Source organism: Kitasatospora putterlickiae, assembly GCF_039527695.1.
Taxonomy (GTDB): Bacteria; Actinomycetota; Actinomycetes; order Streptomycetales; family Streptomycetaceae; genus Kitasatospora; species Kitasatospora putterlickiae.
Map to the genome: position 1 here is coordinate 24,355 of NZ_BAAAKJ010000095.1, position 10,901 is coordinate 35,255.

Below are 10,901 nucleotides of genomic sequence, written 5' to 3' on the forward strand. Positions count from 1 at the left end.
GCACGGACGCCGGGCTGCTGGAGGTCTACCGCGAGGAGTTCGAGGGCGTCTGGGCGGACTCGCGACCGGTCTCCTGAACCGGCCCCCCGGGCGGTTCGCGGCCGCCCCTCCCCGCACCCGGGGCCCCGGCCGCCGTCCGGCCCGGAGCGTGGGATCACCGGGCCGGAGCCACCCGCTCCGGCCGCGTCCTGCGCCGCGCCTTCCACGATGATCGCGGCCTCGAACCCGGCCTCGCCGGCGGCGGCCGCGACAGCACCGACCGGCTCGGCCGTACGCTCCTCACTCCCGGCCGGCGGCGGAGGGCGAGGCGGACGTGGGCATGAGACACGGAGTGGTGACACCCAGCGCCATCCGCTTGTCGCTGGTGCTGTCGACGGTGGCGAAGTAGCGGCTATCGGGGTGGCGGGCGCCGAGCGCGGCGGACGGCGTCGCGTCCGTCGCCTCACGGAACTCGCTGATCTTCAAGCCCTCCTTCGTCCACAGGTCCCGGGCGCTGCGAACGACCTCGTTGTGCCGCTCGATGCCCGGGACGTCGCTGTGGACGCTGTACAGCAGGGTGTAGCGGTCGTCGGGTGCGGACTCACCGTTCCGGCCGACGCACGGGTTGAAGAGGATCTGCTCCGGCTCGCTGTTGATCTCGATACCGGCCGTCTGTGCCACGTGCGCGATGAGCTGGCGGGCCCAGTCGAGTGCCTCCTGACGGGACTTGACGGGCAGCGGATCGTTCTTCCCGGTACCGGGACTGGACATGCATGCTCCAAGCGTTGCGGTCATGAGCGCCGTGGCCATCAGGCGCCTCAGCCGATTCCCGCCGGCGGACCGGCGAACGGACGGACGGATCATGGGCGTTCTCCCCGGAACAGCTCAGTGCCAGATGGGAATGAACCCTCCGATGTTGATTTCCTTGGGTTCCACTTCCGGTTGCTTCCCGGCGATGATCTTCGCCTGATTCCAGAGGCTCTGTGAGCCGTCGTCCCAGTAGCCGCCATGGCCTGACGTGTCGGTGGAGAGATTGTTGCCCCCGAACCCGATGGTGTGCGGGCCAGGGCCCAGGGTCAGTCCGCCGGCGATCCGGGTGAGGTCGTCCTCGGCTTCCGAGACCCAGACGTGGTTGGGATCGATCTGCAACTGCTTCGCATGGTCGACGCCCATGCCGGGGCTGCCCAGCGTGACGATGTCGTCGGCGTGCAGTCCGTCACCACCTCTGGCGGCGACCCCGACGGCGTAGCTGCCGTAGCTGTGGGCGATGTAGGTCAGATGGCTCTTGGGTTCGCCGTGCGCGACCCGGAGTCCGTCCGAGAAGCGCCGCATGTCCTCCGCACCGTCGATGCCCCGACGGGGGTTCGCCGCCTCGGCGATGCTCTCCGGGGGGTCGTAGCCGAGGTAGGAGATCACCGACACCGCCTCGCCGGCGTTCGCGACCCTCGTCGCGTAGCCCTGGATCTGTCGGATCCGATCGATCTGCCCCGGGACGCCGGGGAACTCCGTGTCCGTGCCCGGGACGAACACGGCGGTGTGCTTGGCCGTGTCCGGGTTGCCGGTGGCGACGATCGCGCGGCCGTCGCCACCGTACCTCTCGGGGTCAATGCCGAGGAGGAACATCTGGTGCTGCTGGTCCTGGGCGTTGGCGGTCTCCGCCAGCTTGTCCTTGATGGTCTGGAGCGCCGCCTTCCGCTTGTCGTATTCCGACTGGGAGAGGCTGAAGGCGGCAGGGGTGCCCGCCTGTAGCGCGTCGAGTTTCTGGTCCAGTACGAGGCGGTTCGCCTCGTCCCGAGCGGTGGCCGGCAGGCCGTCCATGCTTCCGATCTTCGCCGCGTTCAGCGCGAGGTAGGTCTCCTGTTGCTCCGGCGACAGTCCCTTCCACCATTCGGCGTTCTGCTTCGGGTCCTTGCCGTCCGGGATGTAGGCGTCGGCCAGGCCGAGGTCCTTCATGACGTCCGCCGCGTCGGTGCGAGTCTCCGCCATGGCGCCACTCGACCGCTGGGTGGTGAGGATGTCGGCGCCGAGGCGGCCCAGGGCGGTGTTTCCCTGGTCGCTCGCGCGCTGGGCGTCCGTCAACGCGGTGTCGATCCTCGCCTGAATCTCGCCCCTGAGGCCCATGAGAGTACGGCGCGCGGCCTGCGCGTCCGGGTCGTTGCGGTCCCCGGCTTCCTCGGGCGGAAGCCCCACGACACCCTCCGCCGACACGGTCAGGCCGGAGTCCTGCGCGCGGTGCACGGCGTTTGTCAGGTTTGTCTGTGCCTGGTACATCCGGTCCGCGACCGTGTTCAATACAAGCGCGACCGACTCCGCTTCGACCCGGACCACATCCAGCTGCTGTTCGGTCCTGGCCATGAACGGGAACGCCGCGTCGGCGTCGGTGCCCTTCCAGCGGGTGTGCAGCGGTCCGTTGACCTGATTGCGATGGCGGTTGCCGGTGCTCTCCGAGGCGCGGGCGAGGGCCTTCCAGCCCTTCGCGGTGTCACGCAGACCCTGCGGGTCGAACTTCGTCAGCAGTTCGTATGCGCCGCTCACTTCGCCCCCTGGGGCGCGCTCCACGCCCCGGCGACGGCCTGTTCGTTGTTCGCGTGCGATGTGGCATTGGCGTGGAGGTTCGCGGCGGTGTCCGTGAGGCGCTGGCGGAGCGCGCCGAGCGGGGCCGCCCAGCCGTTCCCGAGTTGCCGGAGTCCGCCCGCGATCGACCAGCCGGCGAGCTGCCCGGACGTCGTCGTGGCGGAGGTCAGCGCGGTCTGGACCGGACTCGCGAACTCCTGGGCGAGGGTGCTCGCCAGGTTTGCGGAGGCGTTCAGCTCTCCCGTACTGATGTCGACATCGGCCACGGTGTGTCTCCCCCCGGAGCGAAGTATCGCGTGCGCGGCTGGGCCGCCTCGTGAGGTGGCTCACCGGTGCATGCGCTGTGTAGTCGTGACAATACCGAACCAGTATGACGAGTATGACTGCTGAGTGGTTCCGTGAACGATCCGCCACAGGGGGGCGAGCCCCCACCGGGGGGATTGTCGGAGGGGCGGGTGATGATAGGGGCTGCTTCGACCCAGAGGACGGAAGGACACACCCCTATGAGCTGGTGGCAGCAGCCACTGGTCGGCTTCGACCTGGAGACCACGGGCACCGACCCGGCCGTGGACCGCATCGTCACGGCCGCCCTCGTGGACACCGTCGGGGCCCGCCGGTTGGGTGCCACCGGTTGGCTGATCGATCCGGGGGTTCCGATTCCCGCCGAGGCGGCGGCGATCCACGGGATCGGCGACGATCTGGCCCGGGCCAAGGGGCGGCCGGCGAAGGAGGCGGTGGACGAGATAGCCGCGGCGCTGTGCGAGCGGCTCGTCGCCGGGCGGCCGGTGGTGGCGTTCAACGCGCCGTTCGACCTCTCGATGCTCGACGCCGAGCTGCGCCGGCACGGCCTGCCCGCGCTCGCCGAGCGCCTCGGCGGGCCGGTCGCGCCGGTGCTCGACGCGCTGGTCATCGACCGGGCCGTGGACAAGTACCGCAAGGGCTCGCGCACGCTCCAGCGGGTCTGCGAGGTGTACGGGGTCGAGCTGACCGACGCGCACGAGGCCGGCAGTGACGCCCTCGCCGCCGTCCGGGTCGCCGTCGCCCTGGCCGAGCGCTACCCCGACCGGGTCGGCGACGTGCCGACCGCCGAGCTCCACGCCCGCCAGATCGAGTGGTTCCGCGCCTGGGCCGAGGACCTCCAGGCCTGGCTGCGCCGGGGCAAGGACCCCGAGGCCGTGATCGACCCCCGCTGGCCCCTGCGCTGAGCCCGGTCCCGCCGCCCGGGGCCGGTCGTCGTCGCGCGGACGTCAGTGCCGGTGGGCGACCGCGTCCTGCGGAGGGCCTGCCGGGTGGCCGGAGGCGGAGCCGGGCTCCAGCAGCCGGGCCTTGGCGGCGGTGAACTCGGCGGTGTCGAGGGCGCCGTCGCGGTGGAGCGCGGTGAGGCGTTCCAGGGCGGCGACCACCTCCAGGGCGGGCACGGGCACGGGCGCCGGGGCCGCGGGCCCGGGGTCCGGGACGGTGAGGGAGACGCGGGTGTTCTCCGGGTCGGCGGGGTCGTAGCGGACCTCGGCGGGGCCGCCCCGGCGCGGGGTCTCGTGGACCGGGAAGACGTCGGTGACGGTGGCGGTGCGGCGGGCGCCGTCGACGGTGGTGAACTCGACGGTGACGCGGAGTTCGGGGCGGTCGGCGGAAACCTCGCCGGTCGTGGCGAGGTCGGTGATCCGGCCGGGGACGGTGACGCCGTGCCGCTCCAGGCGGCCCCGCTGTTCGGCCCGGCGCCGGGCGTCCAGCCGGAAGGCGCGCCAGCGGCGGGCGCCGTGCCGGTCGAGGACGGCGGTGAACAGGGCGAGCGGGAGGACGGGAATCAGCGGCCAGGGGTGGAGGGAGCCGTTGGCGAGGGCCGCGCCGAGCAGGCCGAGGGCGAGGCAGCCCAGCAGGACGCCCCGGTCGGAGGTGGCCGAGGGCTCGGTGGTGGGGGCGTCGCCGTGCGCGGTGGTGGCGGTGGCCACCAGGCAGAGCAGCCAGAGCAGGATCCCGCCGGCCAGGTACCCGGCGGTGCCGAAGCCGTTGCACTGCCGCTCGGGGCCGCAGGCGTCGGTGCCGTACGCGCGGACGAAGCCGGTGGCGGTGAGCCAGCCGGCCGTCGCGGTGATCCCGGAGGCAAGGACGAGTCCGACGATCCGACCGCTGCTCAGGCGCGGTCCGAGGGCGGTGGGGTGATCGGTGGCCATGGCCCCGGAGTCTAGGGCGTCTCCGGCACGGCCAAGTGGCCCGGGTGGCCGCCCGGTTGACGGGGTCGCCGAAGCGGTGCCCCCGGGGCGGCCACCCGCGCCGGTCAGAACGGGTACCAGCGCACCTCGGAGGCCCCGGTCCGCAGCGAGTCCACCCGCCGCCGGAACTCGGCGAGCGCCGCCGGGTTGCCCGGCGCCTGCTGCGCGACCCAGGAGGCGCTCGCCGTCTCCCGCGCGCCGCGCAGCACCGTGAAGCCGGGCCACTCGCGCACGTCCCAGCCGTACGCCTCGGTGAACGCCCGGTACTCCTCGCCCGGCACGCCGTAGCGGTCATGGCTGAGCGCGAGCACCACCAGGTCGTGCTCGCGCAGGTCGTCGGCGACGAACTCCAGGTCCAGCAGGACGGGCCCGTCCGGGCCGATGTGGACGTTGCGCGGCAGCGCGTCGCCGTGGATCACCCCGGTCGGCAGGTGCGGGACGAGCGCGGCCGCCTCGACGGTGAAGGCGTCCCGGCGCCGGCGCAGGAAGTCGACGTCGGCCGGGTCGACGTGGCCCTCGGCGGAGGCGAGCCAGCGTTCGACGGGCGCCAGCAGGTCGCGCCGGCCGAGGGCGAACGGCGGCGCGGGCAGCCGGTGCAGGGCGTGCAGCAGCGGGGCGAGGTCGACCGGGCGGGCGGGCCGCTCGGCGGGGGCGAGCCGGTGCCAGAAGGTGACGGGGTGACCGTGGGCGGCCTGCGGTTCGACGGGCACCGCGTCGTACGGGCGGACCACCGGGACGCCGTGGCCGGCCAGCCAGTCGGCGACGGCCAGCTCGCGGCGGGCGCGCTCGTACAGTTCCGGGGCGCGGCCGACCTTGGCGACCACGGCCGGGTCGCCGAGGTCGAAGACGGCGTTCTCGCCGAGGGCGAGCAGCCGGGCGTCGCCGGGGCCGGGCAGGCCGGCCGACTCGCAGGCGTGGGCGAGCAGCAGTCGGGCCCGTCCTTCGTCGAAGGGGAGCATGGGGTGTCCGTTTCCTTGCATGACAGCCGGGTGAGGGTGGGCGATCATTCTGGCAAACGGGTGCCGGGCCCCGCGTGACGCGGGGCCCGGCGGTGTCCGAGGCCTGGGGTCCGAGGACCGCTGGGGAAGGGTCAGACCTCGATCCGGCGGTGCCGGGCCTGGTGGGGCCGCGGCTCCTGCCCGGCCTGCGGGGCCGGCGGCGCCTGGCCGGCGGTGCCCAGCGGGGGGACGCTCTCGCCGTGCGAGAGGTCGGGCAGCCAGCCGAGCCAGCGCGGCAGGTACCAGTTGCGCTCGCCGAGCAGGGTCATCACCGCGGGCAGCAGCACCGCGCGGATGACGGTCGCGTCGATCAGCACCGCGACCGCGAGGCCGACGCCCATCTGCTTCATGGCCTGCATGGACAGGGTGCCGAAGACCGCGAACACCGCCACCATGATCACCGCGGCGCTGGTGACCACCCCGGCCGTGGAGCGGATGCCGTGGGCGATCGCGGCGCGGGTCGGCAGGCCCCGGTCGCGGCCCTCCTTGATCCGGGAGACCACGAAGACGTGGTAGTCCATCGAGAGGCCGAAGAGGATCACGAAGAGGAACAGCGGCACCCAGGACTCCACCGCGCCGACGCCCTCGGTGCCGAGCAGCGAGGCCCCCACCCCGTGCTGGAAGACCAGCGTCAGCACCCCGTACGCGGCGCCGACCGACAGCAGGTTGAGCACCACGGCGGTGCCGGCGACGGCCAGCGAGCGGAAGGAGGTGAGCATCAGGAGGAAGGCGAAGGCCACCACGAAGCCGAACACCAGCGGCATCGACTCGGTCATCTTGGCGTTGAAGTCGTACGAGCCGGCGGTGCGGCCGGTGACCGGGGCCTCGGTGCCGGGCACCTTGAGCACGGTGGCGGGCACCAGTTCCTCGCGCAGGGTCTTCAGCGCGGCGTTGCTGACGTCGTCGTTGCCCGTGCCGTTGAGCGGGATGTCGACGGTGGCGACGTTCTGCCCCGGGTGGACGGTGACGTCGACCGGTCCGTGCATCCGGCCGCTGGCCAGGGCGCGGGCCTTCAGGTCGGCGATCGCGGCGGTCATCGCCGGGGAGTCGATGTCGGCGGCCTTGATCACCACGGAGGCGGGTGCCGGGCTGCCGGGGAAGGCGGCCTCGATCTTCTGCGAGACGGCGACCAGTTCGTTGCCCTTGGGCAGCTGCTGCTGGAAGGTCAGGTTGGCGGTGTGCATGGTCAGCAGCGGGGCGGAGAGGCCGATCAGCACGGCCCCGGCGAGCACGGTGGCGGCCAGCGGGCGGCGCAGCACCGGGGTCAGCACGGCGTTCCAGAACCGGCCGCCGGTGGCCGCGGCGTCGGGGCGGCGGAGCCGGCCGAGGAACGGCACCCGGCCCTTGCCGACCTTGTCGCCGAGCATCGAGAGCAGGGCGGGCAGCACGGTGAGCGAGCCGAGCACGGCGGTGACGACGACCACGATGGTGGCGAAGGCCATCGACTCGAACTCGGCGATGCCGGTGAGGAACATGCCGGCCATGGCGATCACCACGGTGACGCCGGAGACCAGGACGGCCCGGCCGCTGGTGGCGGCGGCGATCCGCAGGGAGGTCTCCAGGTCGCGCCCGGCGGCCCGCTCCTCGCGCTCGCGGCGCAGGTAGAAGAGGCAGTAGTCGACGCCGACGGCGAGGCCGACCAGCAGCATCACCGAGCTGGCGCTGTTGCTGGTGTGCAGCAGGCCGCTGCTGAGGGCGACGAGTCCGCCCGCCGCGATGAAGGCGGTGAGCGCGAGCACGACCGGCAGCACGGCGGCGACCAGCGCGCCGAAGGCGACCAGCAGGATGCCGAGGGCGAGCGGGACGGCCGTCCACTCGGCGCGGGCGAAGTCGTCGGCGAACTGCTCGTCCATCCACTTGCCCGAGCTGGCGTCGCCGAGTTCGACGACGGTGAGGTCGGGGTGCTGCTTCTGGACGGCGGCGACGGCGTCGACCACCGCGGTGACGTTCTTGACCGCCTCCTCGTGCTCGCCCTTCACGGTGAGCTGGACGAGGGCGGAGCGGCCGTCGGCGGAGACCGCCTTGGTGTCGTAGGGGGAGCGGACGTCGGTGGCCTTGCCGGTGCCGTTGACCGCGCTGATCACCTGGTCGACGGCGGTCCGGAAGGCGGGGGCGTCGCTGGTCAGGCCGGTGCTCTGGACCAGCACGGTCTCGGTGGACGGGGGCTTGAGGCCCGCCTGGTCGAGGATCTCGGCGGCTCGGGAGACCTGGCCGGGCATGGCTTCGGCGTCGCTGACCTTGGTGCTGCCGTGCATGCCGCCGAGGACGGCGGCGAGGACGACGAAGAGCAGCCAGCCGAAGACGGCGGTCTTTCTGTGCCGGGCGCTCCACGCGCCCATGGCTGCGGCCATGCCGAGCTTGGTCTTCACAGGTTCCCCCTGGGAGTGCGGCCGGCGCCGGGATCGGTGGCGGGCGCGGGCCGGGCCTACGGCGGTGGTTCGGCCGCCGGTCGTCGGGCGCCGGGTGCGGCCCGGCGTCCCAACCGACAGTAGGGAAGCCGCAGGTGACGGGGTATCCGGCTGGCGGGGGAGTCCTCCCTGTGGTCTTCCTCGGGGGCGGGGTGGGGTTTTCCCTACCCGGCAACCCTGATATCTCCTCCTTGAGGTCGGGGCACCGGCTCCACCCTGAGGGGGAGCCGGATCCACCCCGAGCACGAGGTATCGGGGGTCGTGCGGGGGCGAAGATGGGTCAGGGTCGCTTCACGGCGTCCTGAGGGGGTCGGCCTGCGGCAACGGGGTCGAGGGGAAAACTACTTGCCGGTCGGCAAGTAAGTGACCGTAGGATGGTCCCCTCCAGTACTTACCTGCCGACCGGCTAGGCCAGTGCCCCCGCACGGCCGGAGCCGATCCTGATCCGTCGCCCGGCGTCCCGTCCCCCAAGGGCTGCGGTGAACCATGCCCAGGAGGCATTACGAGCATGTTCCACCGACTTGGACAATTCGTCGTCCGTCGCGCCTGGTGGGTGATCGCCGGGTGGATCGTCGCGATGCTCGCCATCGCGATCTCGGCGCCGAAGATCACCGCCCAGACCGACGAGGCCGCGTTCCTCCCGAAGCACTACGAGTCCATCCAGGCCTCCGAGTTGCAGGAGAAGGCGTTCCCGTCCAGCTTCACGCCCTCGGCGCTCGCCCTGTTCGAGCGCAACGACGGCGCCCCGCTGACGGCCGACGACAAGGCCGCCGCGGCGAAGATCGTGCAGGGCCTCACCGACAAGAAGATCGAGCACGTCGAGCAGGTCGTCCCGGTCAGCGACCAGACGACCTCCAAGGACGGCAAGTACGCGCTGGCGCCGATCGCCATCGACAAGGCCACCCAGAACTCGGACAAGTTCGGCGAGGTCGCCAAGGAACTCCGTGACGAGGGCAAGGCGCTCGCCCAGGGCACCAGCCTGAAGTTCCAGCTCGGCGGCGCCGCCGCCCAGCAGCAGGACCAGAAGGAGTCCTCCGGCGCGGCCGACGCGATCATCGCGATCAGCAGCGTCCTCCTGGTCGCGATCATCGTCGGCATCATCTTCCGCAGCGTGCTGGCCGGCCTGCTGCCGGTGCTGCTCTCGCTGATGATCGCGATGCCGACCGCGAACGGCCTGATCGCCCACGCCACCAAGGCCTTCGACCTGAAGTCCACCCCGGTGCTCTCGGCGATCCTGATCGTCGTGGTGCTCGGCGTCGGCACCGACTACTTCCTGTTCCTCGCCTTCCGCTACCGCGAGCGGCTGCGGGCGGGCGACACCCGGCAGGAGGCCGTGGCCAACGCCGTCGGCCGGGTCGGCGAGGCGATCGCCTCCGCGGCCGGCGCGGTCACCGTCGCCTTCGCGGCGCTCATCCTCTCCAGCCTCGGCATGTTCAAGGCGCTCGGCCCGGCGCTGGCCATCGCGGTCGTCGTCACCGCCTTCGCCTCGCTCACCCTGGCCCCGGCCGTGCTCGCGGTCATCCCGGCCCGCGGTGTGTTCTGGCCCGGCAAGAAGTGGATGCGTGAGCCGAGCGACGCCCGGTTCGCCGCGCTCGGCCGGGTGGTCCAGAATCGCCCGGCCCTGGTGGCCGTCGCCTCCGGCGCCGTGCTGGTGGCGCTGAGCGCCGGCGCCCTCAACTACAACGGCACCTTCGACCTCGCGGGCAGCTCCATGCCCAAGAGCAAGGAGTCGATGGTCGTCCAGGACAAGCTGGTCACCGCCTTCTCGGCCGGCGCCGCCGACCCGACGCACGTCTACCTGACCTCCACCGGCGGCGGCAAGCTGGACCCGGCCGGGTTCGGCGGCTATGCCGCCAAGCTCGGCGCCGTCCCCGGCGTGGCCGAGGCCGCGGCCGAGCCGCAGGTCAGCAAGGACGGCGCGACGGCGGACTTCACCGTCCTGCTCAAGAGCGAGCCGTCCGGCAACGAGGCGATCGACACCGTCACCAAGCTGCGCGAGGTCGCCCACGACCAGGCGCCGTCCGGCACCGAGGCCAAGGTCGGCGGCATCACGGCGGTCTACAAGGACATCAACCTGGCGATGAGCCACGACTACAAGCTGGTGTTCCCGATCGCGGGTCTGCTGATCCTGCTGATCCTGGCCCTCCAGTTGCGCAGCGTGGTCGCCCCCTGGTACCTGATGGCCTCGGTCGGCCTCGGCTTCACCGCCACCCTCGGCTCCTCGACCCTGCTGTTCCAGAACATCAAGGGCGAGCACGGCATGATGTTCATGCTGCCGATCCTCATCTATCTCTTCGTGGTGGCGATCGGCACCGACTACAACATCCTGATCATCGCCCGTCTGCGGGAGGAGGCCCGGGAGGGCCGCAGCCCGCGTGAGGCGGCTCGCGAGGCGGTGCGCCACGGCGGCCCGACCGTCGCGGCGGCCGGCTTCATCCTGGCGGTGTCGTTCGCGACGTTCATGCTCGCGGGCAACATCTTCATGCTGGAATTCGGCTTCGGCATGGCCTTCGGCATCTTCCTGGCGGCCTTCGTCATGGCGATGTTCTTCACCCCGGCGCTCACCGCGCTGGTCGGCAAGGCCGCCTGGTGGCCCGGCCACGGCGGCGACGCCGTCGGCGGTCACGGCGACCACGCCGATCCGACCGGCCCGTACGCACACGGACTGCCGGAGTCGGCCGGACGGCGCTGACCCGTTCGACCGTTCCGGTGACAGTCGGGCGGCACTCCGG

General features: G+C 72.2%; 9 protein-coding genes. 3 read left to right on the top strand and 6 right to left on the bottom strand.

The window, feature by feature from the left end:
- Positions 1 to 77, top strand: a 77-nt coding sequence (locus tag ABD308_RS10275; RefSeq protein WP_344331269.1) for a DUF5919 domain-containing protein, incomplete at its 5' end; no start/stop codon positions are given.
- 202 nt (positions 78 to 279) lie between these two features.
- Here the strand turns inward: ABD308_RS10275 and ABD308_RS10280 are convergent.
- The 3 genes from ABD308_RS10280 to ABD308_RS10290 all read right to left on the bottom strand — a co-directional run bounded on the left by ABD308_RS10280 (position 280) and on the right by ABD308_RS10290 (position 2,819).
- Positions 280 to 750, bottom strand: a complete 471-nt coding sequence (locus ABD308_RS10280) for a hypothetical protein (RefSeq protein ID WP_344331224.1) — start codon at positions 748 to 750, stop codon at positions 280 to 282.
- A 114-nt stretch (positions 751 to 864) separates the two neighbouring features.
- Positions 865 to 2,514 carry an alpha/beta hydrolase gene (locus tag ABD308_RS10285; protein WP_344331225.1) on the bottom strand — a complete coding sequence of 550 codons (1,650 nt, stop codon included), beginning with the start codon at positions 2,512 to 2,514 and terminating at the stop codon, positions 865 to 867.
- Entirely contained in the window at positions 2,511 to 2,819 is a 309-nt protein-coding gene (locus tag ABD308_RS10290; protein ID WP_344331228.1) for a hypothetical protein, read from the bottom strand. The genes ABD308_RS10285 and ABD308_RS10290 overlap by 4 nt, the downstream gene beginning before the upstream one ends.
- A 237-nt stretch (positions 2,820 to 3,056) precedes the next feature.
- Between ABD308_RS10290 and ABD308_RS10295 the strand changes: the two genes are divergently transcribed.
- Positions 3,057 to 3,758, top strand: a complete 702-nt coding sequence (locus ABD308_RS10295) for an exonuclease domain-containing protein (RefSeq protein ID WP_344331233.1) — start codon at positions 3,057 to 3,059, stop codon at positions 3,756 to 3,758.
- Positions 3,759 to 3,800: 42 nt separating this feature from the next.
- Here ABD308_RS10295 and ABD308_RS10300 read toward each other — a convergent pair whose 3' ends face one another.
- The 3 genes from ABD308_RS10300 to ABD308_RS10310 all read right to left on the bottom strand — a co-directional run bounded on the left by ABD308_RS10300 (position 3,801) and on the right by ABD308_RS10310 (position 8,112).
- Complete coding sequence (locus ABD308_RS10300; protein WP_344331238.1) at positions 3,801 to 4,724, bottom strand: DUF3592 domain-containing protein; 924 nt, start codon at positions 4,722 to 4,724, stop codon at positions 3,801 to 3,803.
- Between the two features lie 104 nt (positions 4,725 to 4,828).
- Positions 4,829 to 5,722 carry a phosphotransferase enzyme family protein gene (locus ABD308_RS10305; protein ID WP_344331243.1) on the bottom strand — a complete coding sequence of 298 codons (894 nt, stop codon included), beginning with the start codon at positions 5,720 to 5,722 and terminating at the stop codon, positions 4,829 to 4,831.
- Between the two features lie 131 nt (positions 5,723 to 5,853).
- Positions 5,854 to 8,112: an MMPL family transporter gene (locus ABD308_RS10310; RefSeq protein WP_344331274.1), complete on the bottom strand. Its 2,259-nt coding sequence runs from the start codon at positions 8,110 to 8,112 to the stop codon at positions 5,854 to 5,856.
- A gap of 565 nt (positions 8,113 to 8,677) precedes the next feature.
- On the opposite strand from ABD308_RS10310, the gene ABD308_RS10315 reads away from it, so the two are divergent.
- Positions 8,678 to 10,861 carry an MMPL family transporter gene (locus tag ABD308_RS10315; RefSeq protein WP_344331246.1) on the top strand — a complete coding sequence of 728 codons (2,184 nt, stop codon included), beginning with the start codon at positions 8,678 to 8,680 and terminating at the stop codon, positions 10,859 to 10,861.
- Positions 10,862 to 10,901: the final 40 nt, after the last annotated feature.